The sequence below is a fragment of the Aureimonas sp. SA4125 genome, from assembly GCF_019973775.1.
In the GTDB taxonomy this organism is placed as follows: Bacteria; Pseudomonadota; Alphaproteobacteria; order Rhizobiales; family Rhizobiaceae; genus Plantimonas.
This window is the reverse complement of record NZ_AP025032.1, coordinates 3844160-3860834: the sequence shown is the minus strand read 5'-3', so window position 1 is coordinate 3860834 and position 16675 is coordinate 3844160. Positions and strand designations below refer to the sequence as shown.

At 66.5% G+C, this 16675-nt stretch carries 15 protein-coding genes; 8 read left to right on the top strand and 7 right to left on the bottom strand.

The features are described 5' to 3' along the window. The first annotated feature begins 177 nt into the window (after positions 1-177). Both rpmB and Sa4125_RS18290 read left to right on the top strand, forming a co-directional pair. Positions 178-477, top strand: coding sequence for a 50S ribosomal protein L28 (rpmB, locus tag Sa4125_RS18295; RefSeq protein WP_224000204.1), 300 nt, complete (start codon positions 178-180; stop codon positions 475-477). Between the two features lie 87 nt (positions 478-564). Next, positions 565-1251, top strand: a complete 687-nt coding sequence (locus tag Sa4125_RS18290) for a queuosine precursor transporter (RefSeq protein WP_224000202.1) — start codon at positions 565-567, stop codon at positions 1249-1251. Positions 1252-1469: 218 nt separating this feature from the next. On the opposite strand, the gene Sa4125_RS18285 is transcribed toward Sa4125_RS18290, so the two are convergent. The 4 genes from Sa4125_RS18285 to Sa4125_RS18270 form a co-directional block, all read right to left on the bottom strand. Then, a complete protein-coding gene (locus Sa4125_RS18285) occupies positions 1470-2501 on the bottom strand; it encodes an esterase-like activity of phytase family protein (RefSeq protein ID WP_224000200.1) in 1032 nt (343 codons plus the stop codon). Between the two features lie 2 nt (positions 2502-2503). After that, positions 2504-4405: a cobaltochelatase subunit CobT gene (cobT, locus tag Sa4125_RS18280; RefSeq protein WP_224000198.1), complete on the bottom strand. Its 1902-nt coding sequence runs from the start codon at positions 4403-4405 to the stop codon at positions 2504-2506. Between the two features lie 281 nt (positions 4406-4686). Then, positions 4687-5673: a cobaltochelatase subunit CobS gene (gene cobS, locus Sa4125_RS18275; protein ID WP_224000196.1), complete on the bottom strand. Its 987-nt coding sequence runs from the start codon at positions 5671-5673 to the stop codon at positions 4687-4689. 184 nt (positions 5674-5857) lie between these two features. Then, positions 5858-6478, bottom strand: a complete 621-nt coding sequence (locus Sa4125_RS18270; RefSeq protein WP_224000194.1) for a DnaJ domain-containing protein — start codon at positions 6476-6478, stop codon at positions 5858-5860. Positions 6479-6630: 152 nt separating this feature from the next. Here Sa4125_RS18270 and Sa4125_RS18265 point away from each other — a divergent pair, with 152 nt between their 5' ends. Both Sa4125_RS18265 and Sa4125_RS18260 read left to right on the top strand, forming a co-directional pair. After that, positions 6631-6933 carry a BolA family protein gene (locus Sa4125_RS18265; protein ID WP_224007959.1) on the top strand — a complete coding sequence of 101 codons (303 nt, stop codon included), beginning with the start codon at positions 6631-6633 and terminating at the stop codon, positions 6931-6933. After that, the gene (locus tag Sa4125_RS18260) at positions 6930-7646 is read left to right on the top strand and encodes a YoaK family protein (protein ID WP_224000192.1); all 717 of its coding nucleotides are present in this window, start codon (positions 6930-6932) and stop codon (positions 7644-7646) included. The genes Sa4125_RS18265 and Sa4125_RS18260 overlap by 4 nt, the downstream gene beginning before the upstream one ends. A 50-nt stretch (positions 7647-7696) precedes the next feature. Here the strand turns inward: Sa4125_RS18260 and aroB are convergent, their stop codons facing one another. Next, on the bottom strand, positions 7697-8839 hold the full coding sequence (gene aroB / locus Sa4125_RS18255) for a 3-dehydroquinate synthase (protein ID WP_224000190.1): 1143 nt from the start codon (positions 8837-8839) through the stop codon (positions 7697-7699). After that, entirely contained in the window at positions 8836-9414 is a 579-nt protein-coding gene (locus Sa4125_RS18250; protein ID WP_224000188.1) for a shikimate kinase, read from the bottom strand. The genes aroB and Sa4125_RS18250 overlap by 4 nt, the downstream gene beginning before the upstream one ends. A gap of 201 nt (positions 9415-9615) precedes the next feature. Here Sa4125_RS18250 and Sa4125_RS18245 point away from each other — a divergent pair, with 201 nt between their 5' ends. The 4 genes from Sa4125_RS18245 (at position 9616) to Sa4125_RS18230 (ending at position 13236) form a co-directional block, all read left to right on the top strand. Then, positions 9616-9798 (top strand): hypothetical protein, encoded by a 183-nt coding sequence (locus tag Sa4125_RS18245; RefSeq protein ID WP_224000186.1) that lies wholly within the window; start codon positions 9616-9618, stop codon positions 9796-9798. Next, positions 9795-10796 (top strand): site-specific tyrosine recombinase XerD, encoded by a 1002-nt coding sequence (locus Sa4125_RS18240; RefSeq protein WP_224000183.1) that lies wholly within the window; start codon positions 9795-9797, stop codon positions 10794-10796. The genes Sa4125_RS18245 and Sa4125_RS18240 overlap by 4 nt, the downstream gene beginning before the upstream one ends. A gap of 171 nt (positions 10797-10967) precedes the next feature. Continuing rightward, positions 10968-11921 (top strand): acetyl-CoA carboxylase carboxyltransferase subunit alpha, encoded by a 954-nt coding sequence (locus Sa4125_RS18235; protein WP_224000181.1) that lies wholly within the window; start codon positions 10968-10970, stop codon positions 11919-11921. 310 nt (positions 11922-12231) lie between these two features. After that, a complete protein-coding gene (locus tag Sa4125_RS18230) occupies positions 12232-13236 on the top strand; it encodes a murein L,D-transpeptidase family protein (protein ID WP_224000179.1) in 1005 nt (334 codons plus the stop codon). A 367-nt stretch (positions 13237-13603) separates the two neighbouring features. Here the strand turns inward: Sa4125_RS18230 and secA are convergent, their stop codons facing one another. Then, the gene (gene secA / locus Sa4125_RS18225; protein ID WP_224000177.1) at positions 13604-16291 is read right to left on the bottom strand and encodes a preprotein translocase subunit SecA; all 2688 of its coding nucleotides are present in this window, start codon (positions 16289-16291) and stop codon (positions 13604-13606) included. Positions 16292-16675: the final 384 nt, after the last annotated feature.

The window sequence follows — 16675 nt, the reverse complement described above, 5'->3', positions numbered from 1 at the left end:
AACTCCGCCTGTCCCGCATTCATTGCGCCGTTGCATTGGCCCGTTCGGCTTGACGAGGACGGGAGGCCGGCTTATACGGGCGACGAATTCCGATCATGCCCCGCGGATGATCGATCGTGCCTGGCCGACGCCGGTGACGATCCGCGGCGGACGTTACGAGCTTGAAAGGTGTATCCTATGTCGCGCGCTTGCGAACTGACCGGCAAGGCCGTCCAATACGGCAACAATGTGAGCCACGCGAACAACAAGACGCGTCGTCGCTTCCTGCCGAACCTCAGCGCCGTGACGCTGATCTCGGATGCACTCGGCCAGCGCTTCCGTCTTCGCGTTAGTGCCTCGGGCCTGCGCTCGGTCGAGCATCGCGGCGGCCTCGACGCCTTTCTCGTGAAGGCCGACGAGGGTGACCTGTCGCAGCGCGCCCGCCTGCTGAAGCGCCAGATCGCCAAGAAGCTTGCCGGCGACGCCACCGCCGCCTGACCAATCCGGCTTTCGTCCCGCAGGACGATCGTCTTCCGGGTGCCTTCGGCGCCCGGATCTCTGGTTCCATCACCCAGGTTAAAAAAAATGACTTCTCGATTTCCCGCGCTCCCTGTCGCGGCGATGACGCTGATCGTCCTCGCCTCAAACGTGCTCGTCCAGTTTCCGCTCAGCGGAAAGGTCGGCACGCTCGCCCTCGGCGACATCCTGACCTGGGGCGCCTTTACCTATCCCTTTGCCTTCCTCGTTACCGACCTCACCAACCGCCGCTACGGCCCCGTGGTGGCGCGTCGCGTCGTCTATGCCGGCTTTGCCGTGGCGATTCTGACCTCGATCGTCGTACCGCCCATCCTCTTCGACGCCGGCCTCCTCGGTTACCCCACCGCCGGCGAACGGCTCGTGCGCATCGCCTGCGCTTCGGGCGCTGCCTTCCTGATGGCGCAGCTGTTCGACATCGCCGTATTCAACCGCCTGCGCCGCTCCAGCTGGTGGCGTGCGCCAGCCTTCGCCTCACTTACCGGTTCCGTGGTCGACACGCTGACCTTCTTCACCCTTGCCTTCGCACCCTTCTTTCTGTTGCTCGGTCCCGGCGACGAATTCTCGCTGGCGAACGCGCCGCTGCTCGGCGTCATGACGGCGGAAGCACCGCGTTGGATCTCCTGGGCGCTCGGCGACTTCGTGGTGAAGGTATTGATCGCCGTCTTTGCGCTGGTCCCCTATCGCATTCTGATGCAGCGCGTCGTGCCATATCGCCCGGTCGGCACGGCGGTCTGAGCGAGGCGTTCGTTCAAGTCCATCATGCTCGTCATCCTCGGGGTATTGGTCCCGGGAATTCATGCCGTGACGAGGGCGCAGGATTCGGCGCCGGTTCGGGGCGTGACCGCTGAGGAATGAACCCCCGCGCTGCACGCGAGGGTGAGGAGTTGGACGGATCCGCCCCATCGCAGGGGCTGGCTTCAGGCATCCAAGCCCCATGAACAACCATCAGATCTTCACGAAGGTCCCGGACCGTCGAGCACGAATTCCAGATAGAGATTGCGCTGGAAAAACGAGCCGTTGTTGTCGGAGACGAGGGCGAGATAGGTTCGGCCATCGGCACCGACCGTGACGTCCATCCCCTCCATGTTGTCGATCTGCTGGGCAAAGCCAGCTTCCATCAACACGGGACCGTCGACCAGCGCGCCCGGCCGGATGTCGCCGCCGGCGATGCGGCGGATGCGCATGCCGATGCGGCCGAAACCCTGGTAGCGGCGTTCCAGAAGAAGCAGATCGCCATCCGGCAGGAAGGCGCCATCGGTGACGCTCCAGGGCGTCTCGCGCACGACCTTGAACTTCCCGCCAGCAGGTCCGAGGATGGCGGCGAAGAGATTGCCGCCGCGGTCGATCGACTGTTCGGTGACGATCACCGTGCGGCTGGCGCGTCCGGCTGTACCGCCGTCGACGGCGATCGTCTCGATGCCGGCATTGCCGCGCAGTTCCCGCCGCGGGATCGGCTGCGCAACCGCCGACGGCCGGTCGTCGAAGGGTTCGGCGGCGTTCGCAAAGGCCTCGATGCGATGGTCGCGCTCGAAGGAGACGAGGGCGCGGCCGCCGGCGATGGCAAGGCCCTCTGCATCGGCGAGGCCCTTGCGCCGCGTTCGCGGTTCGCCGTCGGGTCCGAGGATCGGCGCGATCGCGGCCGCCTCGATTCCCTTCGGCCGGCCCTCTGCATCGCGGGCGATCGCACCGGAAAACCAGTAGCCGGTGTCGGTGACGGCGAGAAAGCGCGCCCGTCCGGGCAAGAGCCGAAGGGCCGAAACCCCGGCAAGCCGGCTGTCGGTGGAGGAGTAGCTGAAGCCCCCGACATAGCGAAGGGCGCCGAATCGGGTCAGGGCGGCGTCCGAGTCGAAGCTTCTGATCGGCACGGCCGTCACGGATATGTCGCGCTGCTGCGCAGCGGCCGAGGCGGGGACGAGCACCGACGAAGCCAGCACCAGGGCAGCCGCCAGCGGCGCCATCCGGCGCTGCTTCATTTCACGGTGCACCGTCACCGCCGTGCGCTGGCGCGGCGCTGCGGACGGCGGCGCTGGGTCTCGTCGGCAAAGAGGTCGGCGAGCTGCTCGGTCATGGCACCTGCCAGTTCCTCGGCGTCGACGATCGTGACCGCCTTGCGGTAGTAGCGCGTGACGTCATGGCCGATGCCGATGGCGAGGAGCTCGACCGGAGAGCGCGTCTCGATCTCCTCGATGACACTGCGCAGGTGCCGTTCCAGATAGTTGCCGGGATTGACCGAAAGCGTCGAATCGTCGACCGGCGCACCGTCCGAGATCATCATCAGGATGCGCCGCTGCTCGGGACGCGCCAAGAGGCGGTTGTGCGCCCAGATCAGCGCCTCGCCGTCGATGTTCTCCTTCAAGAGCCCCTCGCGCATCATCAGGCCGAGATTGCGCCGGGCGCGGCGCCAGGGCGCATCCGCCGACTTGTAGACGATATGGCGAAGATCGTTGAGGCGGCCGGGCTTCTGCGGCTTGCCGGCCTTCAGCCAGGCCTCGCGCGACTGTCCGCCCTTCCAGGCCCTGGTGGTGAACCCCAGCACCTCGACCTTGACGCCGCAGCGCTCCAGCGTGCGGGCGAGGATGTCGGCGCAGGTCGCCGCCACGGTGATCGGCCGGCCGCGCATCGAGCCGGAATTATCGATGAGGAGCGTCACGATGGTGTCGCGGAAGGCGGTGTCGCGCTCCTGCTTGAAGGAGAGCGGCTGCATCGGGTCGGTGACGAGGCGGGTCAGACGCGCACTGTCGAGATAGCCCTCTTCGAGGTCGAAATCCCAGGACCGGCTCTGCTGCGCCATCAGCCGGCGCTGCAGCCGGTTGGCGAGGCGACCGACGACGGAGTGCAGCGTCGTCAGCTGCTTGTCGAGGAAGGCCCTGAGACGGTCGAGCTCGGCCTCGTCGCAGAGTTCCTCGGCGCCGACCATCTCGTCGAAGGTGGTGGCGTAGACCTTGTACTCGGGATCACCGAGGAGGTTGGACATCGCCTGGTTAGGGCGACGCGATTCGCCGGGGGTCTCCGTCTCCTGGCTGTCGTCGTCGACCGGATCGTCCGCGGAGACCTCGGAATCCTCGGCCTCGGCGGCGTCCTCGCTCTCGGCCTCGGACTGGCTGTCCTCGGCCTTCGCCTCGTCCTCGCCGGCATCCTTCTCGGCGCCGCCATCCTCGTTGTCGCGGCTCTGGTTGTCGCCCTTCTCCTCGTCCTCGCCCTCGTCCTGTTCGTTCTCATGGCCGAGCTCCTCGGCCATCTCCATCGCGGCGAGAAGATCGCGCATGGTGCGGGCAAAGGCGTTCTGGTTGTCGACGGTGGCGGCGAGCCGCTCCATCCGGTCGCCGGCCTTGGCCTCGATCCAGTCGCGCCAGACGTCGACCACGGCTCTGCCGCTCGGCGGGATCTCGCGGCCGGTCAGGCGCTCGCGCACCATCAGCGCGATCGCGTCTTCCAGCGGCGCCTCGGCGCGGTCGGTGACGTCGGACAGATTGGAGCGGAAATACTTGTCTTCCAGCATCGCCGCGAGATTGTCGCCGACGCCGGCCATGGCATTGGCGCCGATCGCCTCGACGCGGGCCTGTTCCACGGCGTCGAACACGGCGCGGGCGGCCTTGCCCTCGGGTGACAGGGTCGCGTGGATCTTGATGTCATGGCGGGCCCGGCGCAGTGCCATGGCATCCGACAGGCCGCGGGTGACGGCGATGTCGTTGCGGGTGACGCGCTTGGGCAGTTCAGGCAGGCGGGCGCGCGGCCCGTTCAGCCCCGGCTTCTCGCTGGCATAGGTGACCTCGAGTTCGCTGTCGCCGGCGATCGCCCGCATGCAGCCGGCCACGGCCCGACGAAACGGCTCACGATCACCGCCGCCCTTGGCGCTGCCGGGTTTGGAGTTGTCGCCGATGCGGGCCATGCTGCTATCTGGGCCTCATTCTCGTGTGTCGTGGCGCTGTCGCCCTGCGTCGCTCATTGCGATTGCCGATGGCAGATGCTCGCGTGCTCGCCAACGACGCTTCCGTTTTGTCATCCTCGGCCTGAGGCCGGGGATCCACGCCCTGGCGTCGAACGCTGGCGGCACGGTGGACATTCCCGGCACGCTTTCTCCCGCTCCAACAGCGGAGGCCTTTCGGCATGGATCCCCGGGGCCAAGGCCCCGAGGATGACGAAGCGGAGAAAACACTCCGATACGTCAGGTCAGTCCAGCACCACGTTCGCACTCGACTCCGGCAGTTCCTCGCCGAACGCCCGCTGGTAGAACTCCGCCACCAGCGCACGCTCCAGGTCGTCGCACTTGTTGAGGAAGGTCAGGCGGAAGGCGAAGCCGACATTGCCGAAGATCTCGGCGTTCTCGGCCCAAGTGATCACCGTGCGCGGGCTCATGACGGTCGACAGGTCGCCGTTGGCGAAGGCCGAGCGCGTCATGTCGGCGACGCGGACCATCTTCGAGACGATCGGGCGGCCTTCCTTGGTCTGGAAGTGTTTCGCCTTGGCCAGGACGATGTCGACTTCCTTGTCGTGCGGCAGGTAGTTCAGGATCGTCACGATCGACCAGCGGTCCATCTGGGCCTGGTTGATCTGCTGCGTGCCGTGATAGAGGCCGGTCGTGTCGCCGAGGCCGACCGTGTTGGCGGTGGCGAAGAGGCGGAAGGCGGGGTGCGGCGTCACGACGCGGCTCTGGTCGAGCAGCGTCAGGCGGCCGGACGCCTCCAGGACGCGCTGGATGACGAACATCACGTCGGGCCGGCCGGCATCGTATTCGTCGAAGACGAGCGCGACATTGTGCTGGTAGGCCCAGGGCAGGATGCCTTCGCGGAACTCCGTCACCTGCATGCCGTCCTGGACGGTGATGGCGTCCTTGCCGACGAGGTCGATGCGGCTGACATGGCTGTCGAGATTGATGCGCACGCAGGGCCAGTTGAGGCGCGCGGCGACCTGCTCGATATGGGTCGACTTGCCCGTGCCGTGGAAGCCCGAAACCATCACGCGGCGGTTCTTGGCGAAGCCGGCGAGGATGGCCAGCGTCGTCTGCTTGTCGAACAGATAGTCGGGATCGACCTCCGGAACGTGCAGGTCGGGCTCCAGATAGGCCGGCACGATCAGGCTGCTGTCGAAGCCGAAGGTGTCCTTGACGGAGACCGTTGTGTTCGGGAGCCGGGCGACGTCCTGGACCGCTTTGTTCATGCTACCTCCAAGGGCCCGCGCGCCATCGACGCGGTGCCATCAACTTACGCGAACCGGGCGCGGCCTCTGCCGTTCCCGACCGATAGCGGCGCCGAAACGCCGCCGACCATCCGCCGCAGGACTGCATCTCCCGCCATCGTGACGTGAGACGTCGCGGCAGGGCTGAGGCCCCAGCGTTCAGCGATTAACAAAAACCCGACTGTTTCAAGAGCTTGTAGGCCTGGATGACCTCGCGCAGCCGGTCTTCGTGCCCACGATCGCCGCCATTGGCATCGGGGTGGTATTGCTTCACCAGGCTTTTATAGCGCGTTCGGATCGCCTCACCAGACGATTCTTCGGTGAGATCGAGCGTGGTGAAGGCTTTCGACTCCAGCGAGCGCACCTTCTTGGTCTTGGATGCCTGGCGCACGCGTGTGGCGTCGTCGCCGAAGAGATTGAACGGGTCCTTCGCCTTGCCGCTCCAGCGCCGCGCCGCCCGCGGCGGCGCCTGGGTGGCGGAAGCATCGCCGGCCGCCGCGCCCATGGTCCAGGTCGGACGGTTGCCCGTCAGCGAATCCTTCAGATAGGTCTGGATGTCGGTGTCGTTGAGACCCGAGAAATAGTTGTAGGACTTGTTGTACTGGCGGACGTGATCGACGCAGAAATTGAGGTACTGGCCCTCGTGATCACGGCCGCGGGGGGCCCTGTGGTTGCCCGGCTTGTCGCATCCGTCCCAGGCACAGTCAGGCACGCGGGCCTTCTCTGCCGCAGCCTCCCGGGCCGGTTTGACACGTATTCCGTCGAAATATTTTGAATCGAGCTTCATCGCGTGGATTATGGTGACCTGACTGGGGGCGAACAAGAATTGACAGAACGGAAAAACCCCTCCACCGCGAAGGCGAAGCACCGGAAGGACGGTGTTCCACCCTCCTCCTTATCTGCAGTTCTCCTCTCATGCCATCGGAACCCGGAATGACCCTGTATTCTCGCGACACCATCGAAGCCAGGCTGCGGGAAGTGTTTAGCCCAGAAAGCATTGCCGTCGTCGACGAAAGCCATCTGCATGCGGGCCACCATCACGGCGCCAGCGAGCATCACGCCGGCTTCGACGGCGCGGCGGGCACGCATTTCCGCGTCACGATCGTCTCGGCCACCTTCGCCGGCCTTTCCCGTGTCGAGCGGCATCGGGCGGTGAATCTCGTTCTGGCCCAGGAGCTTGAGTCGGGCGTGCACGCTTTGGCGATCGAGGCGAAGGCGCCCGGAGAGCCGCTCCGGCGGTGAACGCCCAGATGCCGCCACGAAAGCTCGAAGCGCCGCGGGCGCACCGCCGCAGGGTGCTGCGCCGGCGGCAGATGGCGACCGGGCTCGGCTTTGCCGCCGCCCTGTCTTGCCTGGCCGGCATGACCGACGCCATCGGCTTTCTCGTCGCCGGCGACTTCGTCTCCTTCATGAGCGGCAATACGACGCGGCTCGCCGTCGCGGTCGGCGAAGGTCTGGGGGCCCAGGCACTTCATCTGGCGCTGCTTGTCCTCGTCTTCGTCGTCGGCAACAGCGCCGGCGTCGTCTTCGTGCACCTCACCGGTCGCCGCCACGCGCTGATCGTCGGTCTCGTCGGGGCCGTCCTTGCGCTTGGAGGAACCCTGCATCTTCTCGGTTTCACGAGGGCGGCGACGCTCGCGGTGGTGTTCGCCATGGGGCTCGTCAACGTCGCGGTCGAGCGCGTCGACGGCCATGCGCTCGGCGTCACCTACGTTACCGGGGCGCTGTCGCGCTTCGGCCGGGGTATCGGCCGTTGGCTCGTCGGCGCGCCGTCGGGCCGCTGGTGGATCGAGATCGTGCCCTGGACGGGCATGCTCGTCGGCGCCGTTATGGGAGCGCTTGCCGTCGCCGCACTCGGGCCGCCCGCAATCTTTGTCGCCGCTGCCTTGGCCGGCTGTCTCGCGGTCGTCTCGGGCCTCATTCCCCAGCGCTGGCGCAGGCATTATTTCGGATAATGGCCACCGGACGGCCGGAACGAGAGGCCCCCAGGCCCCATCCAGGCCCATCAGGCTTCCCGGCGCAACTCGTCCGCGAGAAACGCCTCCACGGCCGCGGGATCGACGTCGCGGGCGACAAAGGCCCGGCCGATGCCGCGGGTCAGGATGAAGACCAGACGCCCGCGGCTGACCTTCTTGTCCTGGGAAATGCCGCGCATCAGATCCTCGACCGAGAAATCCGTCCCGGAGATCTGATCGATCCGCGTCGGCAGGCCGGCCGCTTCGAGATGCCGCTCGGCCCGCACCGCATCCTGCCCGGTGCAGAGGCCGAGACGGACCGAAAAGCGGTGCGCCAGCGCCATGCCGATCGAGACGCCCTCGCCATGCACGAGCCGCGCGGGATCGTAGCGGCAGGCGGCTTCCAGCGCGTGGCCGAAGGTGTGGCCGAGGTTGAGGAGTGCCCTTGCGCCGTCCTCGCGCTCGTCGGCAGCGACGACGGCGGCCTTGGCCCGGCAGCTCTCGGCGATCGCCTGCGCCCGCTCCGCCCCGCCAGCGAAGATCTTCTCGCGATGCTGTTCCAGCCAGGCAAAGAAATCCGGACGGTCGATCAGCCCGTATTTGACCACCTCGGCATAGCCGGCAGCGAACTCGCGCGGGCTCAGCGTGTCGAGGACATCGGTGTCGGCAAGAACGAGCGACGGCTGGTGGAAAACGCCGATGAGATTTTTGCCCTGCGGCGAGTTGATCCCGGTCTTGCCGCCGACGGAGGAATCGACCTGGGCCAGCAGCGTGGTCGGGATCTGGACGAAGCGCATGCCGCGCCGGACGATCCCGGCAACGAATCCGGTGAGGTCGCCGATGACGCCGCCGCCGAGCGCGATGACCGCGTCGCCGCGTTCCAGCCTTGCAGCAATCACCGCCTCGACGGCTTCCTCCAGATGCCTGAAGGATTTTGTCGTTTCGCCCGCGGGCAGGACAAGCTGCGAGACGTCGATGCCGGCGCTGCCGAGCGAGAGCATCAGCGCATCGAGGTGAAGGCCCGCCACCGTCGCATCCGTGACCACCATGGCGCGGATGCCGGGCAGGCGACGTGCGATCTCGGTGCCCGCCCCGGCGAGAAGCCCGGCGCCGATGAGGATGTCGTAGCTGCGCTCGCCGAGATCGACGCGGACGCTCTGATGGGAAGGCGACGTCTCGGCCACGAGGGTCATGCGGGATCTCCCGGAAGGAAGCGGTCGAGCGCGGCGATGATCTCCTCGGCGATCACCTCGCGGCGGACATTGCGCGAGACGATGGTGATGTCGGCTGCGGCATAGACGGGGTAGCGCTTGTCGATGAGGCTCAGCATCACGGCGCGCGGATCGGCGGCGGCGAGGAGCGGACGGTTGCCGCGGCGCTGGACACGATCCATCAGGACGTCGACATCGGCCTTCAGCCAGACCGTCACCGCCCGCTCGCGCAGGATCTCACGCGTCTCGGTCGCCATGTAGGCGCCGCCGCCGGTGGCCAGGACATGGGGTCCCTCGCGCGCGAGCCGCGCCACGACGCGGGCCTCGAGCGCACGGAACTCCGGCTCGCCGTAGGAGGCGAAGAGTTCGGCGACGCTCATCTGCGCGGCGGTCTCGATCTCGGTGTCGGTATCGTGGAAGGGGAGGGCGAGCATCTGCGACAGTTTCCGGCCGACCGTCGACTTGCCGGCGCCCATCAGGCCGATCAGCGTGATGCAGCGGCCACCGAGACGCGTGGCGATGTCGAGGTTATCGTCCAGGCGGGTTTCGCTCCTCATCGTCCTACGTGGTCTTCCCCCAGGAGAATTTTGTTCTGGGAGACAGGAAATCGGGGCTGGCGTCAAGGCGGGAAGGGGCCGCGCCGGTTGTGGCTTCGCGCTTGCGCCACCGGCTGCATTCTTTAAAGGAAGGGGAGCGAATGCGTCCCGCTCAAGCGGACCTGAACCGCCGTGTCCTCGAGTCAGAATGGCCTTGTCGTCATGCCAACGCTTGTCCGTCTCCTGACGACGCTCGTTCTCGTTTGCGGACTGATCCTGGCTGCCATGGCCGCGCTCGTCTTCTTCGTCGAGCCGGCCCAGCATCCGGTCGAAATCATCCTGCCGCTCGACCAGTTGCAGCCGCCGCCCGCCGAGGGCGAGCCGATCATGCCGCTGCGTCCATGACGGGTGGAGAGAAGGGCAGGCCGAGCCCGGCAGCGCGGCCCGCCAGCCGTGACGGCGTCGACATCGAGACCTTCATCGAGATGATGGCGGTGGAGCGCGGCGCTGCGGAGAACACCTTGTCCGCCTATCGCCGCGATCTCGACGACAGCAGCGACTTTCTCGGCTCCCGCGGGACGAGCCTTGCCGCGGCATCGAGCGACGACATCCGGGCCTTCGTCTCCGATCTCGCCGCGCGTGGCTTCGCCGCCTCCAGCCAGTCGCGGCGGATGTCCTCGCTGCGCCAGTTCTACAAGTTCCTCTACGCCGAGGGCATGCGCGGCGATGATCCGACCGGGCCGATCGAGACGGCGCGCAAGGCACGCCCGCTGCCAAAGATCATGAGCGAGGACGAGGTCGACCGCCTGATCGACGCCGCCGCGGCGTCGGCGGCCGATCCAGACGTGACGGGGGCGGCGCTCGCCCGCGCGCGGCGGCTGCATGCCCTCGTCGAGCTTCTCTATGCGACGGGCCTGCGCGTCTCGGAACTCGTCAGCCTGCCGCGTTCGGTGCTCCGGCCGAAGAATCGGCTGGTGATCGTTCGCGGCAAGGGCGACAAGGAGCGCATGGTGCCGATCGGCGAGCGTGCCCGCGACGCGCTTGCGGGTTTCGCAGAGGCGCTTGCGGCGCTGAAAGCGCCCGGCATGCCGTCTCCGGCCGAGCAGCCCTGGCTGTTTCCGGCTCTGTCGGAAAGCGGTCATCTGACCCGCCAGGCCTTTGCCCGCGACCTCAAGGCATTGGCGGCGCGCGCCGGGATTCCCGCTGCGCGCGTTTCTCCGCACGTGCTGCGGCATGCCTTCGCCAGTCATCTTCTGCAGAACGGCGCCGACCTCCGGGCCGTGCAGGAGCTTCTCGGCCATGCCGACATCTCGACGACGCAGATCTATACCCATGTCCTGGAAGAGCGCCTGATCCGCCTCGTCACCGATCATCACCCGCTGTCGGAGACGAGCCGCGACTGACCCCGCACCGCGGCCCGGCTGGCGGTCGACGGCATTTCTTGACAAGACGCGGGCACATCGTCAGTTTGCGCCGCACTCTGACCCGCCTTCCGCCGGCGGCCGACAAGCCCCGCTGACCTCACGAGAGGTGCCGGGGATCTCCCTGTGTCGAAAGGACGGCTTCGGTCGCTCATGCACAACTATCTCGACTTCGAAAAGCCGGTCGCCGACCTTGAAAGCCAGATCATCGCGCTGAAGGGGATCGGCGAGAACAAGGATGGCGTCGACGTCACCGAGGAGATCCAGCGGCTCGAGAAGCGGTCGCACGATGCCTTGCTCGACCTCTACAGAAAGCTGACGCCCTGGCAGAAGACGCAGGTCGCCCGTCACGCCGACCGGCCGCATTGCCTCGACTATGTCGAGCGGATGATCACCGACTTCACGCCGCTGGCCGGCGACCGCTTCTTCGCCGAGGACCACGCCATCATTTCCGGCTTCGGCAGGTTGGACGGGCAGTCGATCGCGATCATCGGCCAGGAGAAGGGGTCTGACACCCAGACCCGGCTGAAGCACAATTTCGGCATGGCCCGCCCCGAGGGCTACCGCAAGGCTGTCCGCATCATGGAGATGGCCGAGCGTTTCGGCATTCCGGTCCTGACGCTGGTCGACACGGCCGGTGCCTATCCCGGCATCGGCGCCGAGGAGCGCGGCCAGGCCGAGGCGATCGCCCGCTCGACGGAGGCCTGCCTCAACCTGAAGGTGCCGCTCGTGTCGGTGATCATCGGCGAGGGTGGCTCGGGCGGTGCCATCGCGCTGGCAGCAGCCAACCGGGTGCTGATGCTGGAGCATGCCATCTACAGCGTCATCTCGCCGGAAGCCGGCGCTTCGATCCTCTGGCGCGACGCGACACGGGCGCAGGACGTTGCCCAGGCGATGAAGATCACCGCACAGGACCTGAAGGGCTTCGGCGTCATCGACGAAATCGTGCCCGAGCCGATCGGCGGCGCGCATCGCGATGCCGGTGTGGCGATCGACACCACGGCAGAGCGCATCCGGGCGGCGTTTGCGGAACTGACGCCCCGCGATGGCGCGACGCTGCGGCGCGAACGCCGCGAAAAGTTCCTGGCGATCGGCCGGAATTTGTAAGTTCGCCAGGGCCGCTCGTCCCCTTTTGCGGCGATCGTGGCAGAACCGCCACGCTCGTGACCTAGCGTTACCGCTCGACCTTCGTCACAATGGCGTCGTCCTTGTGGGATCGAAGGGCGTATTCCGCGGCCGGGGCTGCGATGTTAACGCATCGTTAGGGCCCGCGGAGTCAAAACAAGAGACAAATTGTCTGAGTCCGAGCAAGGGTTTGCCAGGGTTCGGGCTGGTGCCAGCGGTCTGTGCGGCCGTGGGGCAGGATGGATGCAAGGGGCAGCGGGGTTGAAGCCCCCTGCCGAACAGGGGGACGGGCATGCTCGTCAGACGTCTGATCACTGCCGCCGCGCTCGCGGTCAGCCTGTTTGCCGTCTCGGCCTGTCAGCCGGGCGCCGATTTCGGCGACCTGATGGGACCGCAGGCGCCGGTTCCCGCTGCCCTCATCAAGGTGATGAAGACCAAGGACATGGGGCTGACGTCGCCGATCCTGGTTCGTCTGTTCAAGGAAGAATCCGCGCTCGAGGTCTGGAAGCAGAAGTCGAGCGGCAAGTACGAACTTCTGAAGACCTACTCGATCTGCGCCTGGTCCGGAAAGCTCGGGCCCAAGAAGGCCGAAGGCGATCGCCAGGGGCCCGAGGGCTTCTACACCGTCGTGCCGTCGCAGTTGAACCCGGGCTCTCAGCACCATCTCGCCGTCAACATCGGCTATCCCAACGCCTATGACCGCTCGCACGGCTTTACCGGCCAGAACCTGATGATCCACGGCTCGTGCAATTCGTCCGGGTGCTACGCCATGGACGACTGGCAGGTCGAGGAACTCTACGCGCTCGCCCGTGACAGCTTTGCCGGCGGTCAGCGCTCGTTCCAGATCCAGGCCTTTCCCTTCCGCATGACACCGAAGAACCTTGCCCGGCATCGCCAGTCCGAGCACTACGCGTTCTGGAAGATGCTGAAGGAGGGGTCGGACCGTTTCGAACTCACCAAGCGTGTGCCGAATGTCGGCGTCTGCGAAAAGCGCTACGTCTTCGATCCCCTGCTGGAGCCCGGCCAGACCCTCCTGCCGGCAGGGCCCTGCCCGGTGGTCGAGGAGACCGTCGAGGTCGCCGCCAAGCGCCTGTCCGACCAGGCCGAGGAAGACAGGCTGTTTGCGCAGATGAAGCCGCACGAATTCGCGCCCGTCTCGACCTTCAGCTACAAGACCGGCACGCCGATCACCGCCGATGCCTATGCCGCCGAGCAGCACCGCCGCGAAGGTTTCGACCGTTTCGGCAAGCCGCTGAAGACCCGCAAGGCGACCGTTTTCGACGGCTTCACGAAGTAGTCCCGGCCGGGCCGCGCGTCGCCGGACCGCGTCGGCGGCCGGCCGTTCGCATGGTCATGGCGAGCCGACCGAACGCCAAGGCGCGGGATGGGCTGCGGACCTCCTCCCGCGGCTTGCCCCGTCGGAGTGCTCGGCCGACGAGCGCCGCAGCGAAGCCGTCGCGCTCAAATCGTCCTTCGTTGCCGGCACCGCGCCGGAAAGCGCCGCGCCACCGGCACTTCCCAGCCAGCGACGCCGATCGAGGCGGGACAAGGCCGGTTGCCGGCTCCATCCCGCATTCCGAGGGCGGCAACGCTTCAGTCAGCGCATAAAAAACCGGGACGCTGCCGCCCCGGTCCTTGAACGTGCCGCCTGCCGGCTCCCGCTCTCAGGCGAAAGCGCCGTGGCAGTGCTTGAACTTCTTGCCCGAGCCGCAGGGGCAGGGCTCGTTGCGACCGACGACACCCCAGAGGCTTGGATCCTCGTTGTCGGCGGACAGGCCGGTGGCATCGTCCTCGCCGGTCGTGGCATCGATGTGATGCGCCGTCATCATCGGCAGCAGATCGTCCTGAGACTGCTGCTGCTCATCCTGCCGCACGACCTCGACGCGCATCAGCTGCGCGGTGGTGCGCTCGCGCAGATGGCCGAGCATCGTCTCGAAGAGCTCGAAGCCCTCCGATTTGTACTCGTTCAGCGGGTCGCGCTGGGCGTAGCCGCGGAAACCCACGACCGAGCGCAGGTGATCGAGGTTGACCAGATGTTCGCGCCAGAGAAGGTCGATGGTCTGGAGGACGACCGACCGCTGGATGTAGGTCATCATCTCCGGCCCGAAACGCTCGGTCTTCTCGGCGAAGATGGCGTCCGCGGCGTCGAGGATGCGTTCGCGGATGACGGTCTCGTCGATGCCTTCCTCGTCGGCCCATTCCTTGATCGGCAGATCGAGGTTGAGAAGCTCCAGGCACTCCTCGCGCAGCTCGGCGGTCTGCCACTGCTCGGGATAGGCGCGCTCGGGAATATGTCGGGCGACGGCGGCCTCAATGGTCGCCTGGCGCATGTCGGTGACCGTCTCCGTCAGCCCTTCCGCATCCATCAGTTCGAGCCGCTGCTCGAAGATGACGCGGCGCTGGTCGTTCATCACGTCGTCGTATTTCAGAAGGTTCTTGCGGATGTCGAAGTTGCGCGCCTCGACCTTCTTCTGCGCCTTCTCCAGCGCCTTGTTGATCCAGGGGTGGACGATCGCCTCGTCCTCCTTCAGGCCGAGCCGGGTCAACATGGTGTCCATGCGCTCGGAGCCGAAGATGCGCATCAGGTCGTCCTGCAGCGACAGGAAGAACTTTGACCGGCCGGGATCGCCCTGACGGCCGGAGCGGCCGCGCAGCTGGTTGTCGATGCGCCGCGACTCGTGCCGCTCGGTGGCCAGAACGTAGAGGCCGCCGGCAGCCAGCGCCTGATCTTTCAGGCGCTTGATGTCGGTCCGGATCGCCTCCTCGGCGGCGGTCCGCTCCGGGCCCTCCGGCATGTCCTTCAGTTCGTGCTCGATGCGCATGTCGGCATTGCCGCCGAGCTGGATGTCGGTGCCGCGACCGGCCATGTTGGTGGCGATCGTCACCGCGCCGGGCACGCCCGCCTGCGCGACGATATAGGCCTCCTGCTCGTGATAGCGGGCGTTCAGCACCTGAAAATTCTTCAGCCCGCCCTTGGCCAGCCGCTCGGCCAGCATTTCGGACTTCTCGATCGAGGTCGTGCCGACGAGGACCGGCTGGCCGCGGCCAGCCGCCTCGTTGATCTCGTTGGCGATCGCCTTGAACTTCTCGTCCGCCGTCCGGTAGACCTCGTCGTCCTCGTCGATGCGCTTGACCGGCAGGTTCGTCGGGATCTCCAGCACATCGAGGCCGTAGATGTCGCCGAACTCGGCCGCTTCCGTCGACGCCGTGCCGGTCATGCCGGCAAGACGCTCGTACATGCGGAAATAGTTCTGGAAGGTGATCGAGGCGAGCGTCTGGTTCTCGGGCTGGACGGTGACGCCCTCCTTGGCTTCCAGCGCCTGGTGCAGGCCTTCCGAATAGCGCCGGCCCGGCATCATGCGGCCGGTGAACTCGTCGATGATGACGATCTCGTCGTTGCGGACGATGTAGTCCTTGTCGCGCTGGAACAGCGTGTGGGCCTTCAGCGCGTTGTTCACATGGTGGACGATCGCGACGTTCTCGATGTCGTAGAGCGAGGCGCCGACGAGATGGCCCGCCGATTCCAGCAGACGCTCGAGCTTCTCTGTGCCGTCCTCGGTGAACGAGACCTGGCGTTGCTTCTCGTCGAGCTCGTAGTCCTCGGGACCGAGCTGCGGGATGAAGGCGTCGATGGTCTTGTAGAGATCGGATCGGTCGTCGAGCGGGCCGGAGATGATGAGCGGCGTGCGCGCCTCGTCGATCAGGATCGAGTCGACCTCGTCGACGATCGCGAAGTGATGGCCGCGCTGCACCATCTGGCCGCGCTCGTACTTCATGTTGTCGCGCAGGTAGTCGAAGCCGAGCTCGTTGTTGGTGGCGTAGGTAATGTCACAGGCATAGGCGGCGCGACGCTGGTCGTCCGAGAGGCCGTGCGTGATGATGCCGACGGACATTCCGAGGAAGCGATAGACCTTGGCCATCCATTCCGCGTCGCGCGTGGCGAGATAGTCGTTCACGGTGACGACGTGCGCGCCCTTGCCGGCAAGCGCGTTGAGATAGACGGGTAGGGTCGCGACGAGGGTCTTGCCCTCGCCGGTCCGCATCTCGGCGATCGACTTGCGGTTCAGGACCATGCCGCCGATCATCTGGACGTCGAAATGGCGCATGCCGAGAGCCCGCTTGGCGGCTTCGCGCACTGTCGCGAAGGCCGGAACGAGCAGGTTGTCGACCGGGGTGCCGGCGGCGATCTGGGCTCGGAACTCGTCGGTACGGCCGCGCAGCGCCTCGTCGCTCAAGCCTACCAGCGAGGCCTCGAGCGCGTTGATTTCCCGCACGAAGGGCTCGAAACGTCGAACAACCCGATCGTTCGACGAACCGAGCAACTTGCGGGCGATGCCGCCGAGACTGACCATGAACAGGCCTTTCTAAAGATGAATCGAGACGCTTGCCGGTGGAGGGATCTACCGACGAGCGGCCGCAAAGCGGTCCAGACCTTGCCCCAACCGATCACGAGGCAGTGCCGCCATGCCGGCTTGCCGAAGCCAATTGCGCAGCAGGATCAGGGGCTTGCGTATCGTTCCGGCATAAGGCCCGTCCCCTGTCTGCCTGGGTCGCGACAGGGGCGCGGCTGGACTTTGACGACGCGAGAGAGATAAGAGGGGGGCAAAGCGATGTCAACGCCGCAGAGAGGCGCGCTCCGGCCCTTAAAAGACCGCAAAGCCAAGACTTTCAGAACCCGTTTTCAGGAAGATCTGGCAACGGGCGCCGGCTTCTTACCCCGAGATGACCCGAGGAAC

Bases quoted from the DNA above. Each gene is read 5' to 3' on its own strand.
- rpmB (WP_224000204.1), top strand. From the start codon at position 178: ATGTCGCGCGCTTGCGAACTGACCGGCAAGGCCGTCCAATACGGCAAC.
- Sa4125_RS18290 (WP_224000202.1), top strand. From the start codon at position 565: ATGACTTCTCGATTTCCCGCGCTCCCTGTCGCGGCGATGACGCTGATC.
- cobT (WP_224000198.1), bottom strand. From the start codon at position 4,405: ATGGCCCGCATCGGCGACAACTCCAAACCCGGCAGCGCCAAGGGCGGC.
- cobS (WP_224000196.1), bottom strand. From the start codon at position 5,673: ATGAACAAAGCGGTCCAGGACGTCGCCCGGCTCCCGAACACAACGGTC.
- Sa4125_RS18270 (WP_224000194.1), bottom strand. From the start codon at position 6,478: ATGAAGCTCGATTCAAAATATTTCGACGGAATACGTGTCAAACCGGCC.
- aroB (WP_224000190.1), bottom strand. From the start codon at position 8,839: ATGACCCTCGTGGCCGAGACGTCGCCTTCCCATCAGAGCGTCCGCGTC.
- Sa4125_RS18250 (WP_224000188.1), bottom strand. From the start codon at position 9,414: ATGAGGAGCGAAACCCGCCTGGACGATAACCTCGACATCGCCACGCGT.
- Sa4125_RS18245 (WP_224000186.1), top strand. From the start codon at position 9,616: ATGCCAACGCTTGTCCGTCTCCTGACGACGCTCGTTCTCGTTTGCGGA.
- Sa4125_RS18240 (WP_224000183.1), top strand. From the start codon at position 9,795: ATGACGGGTGGAGAGAAGGGCAGGCCGAGCCCGGCAGCGCGGCCCGCC.
- Sa4125_RS18235 (WP_224000181.1), top strand. From the start codon at position 10,968: ATGCACAACTATCTCGACTTCGAAAAGCCGGTCGCCGACCTTGAAAGC.
- Sa4125_RS18230 (WP_224000179.1), top strand. From the start codon at position 12,232: ATGCTCGTCAGACGTCTGATCACTGCCGCCGCGCTCGCGGTCAGCCTG.
- secA (WP_224000177.1), bottom strand. From the start codon at position 16,291: ATGGTCAGTCTCGGCGGCATCGCCCGCAAGTTGCTCGGTTCGTCGAAC.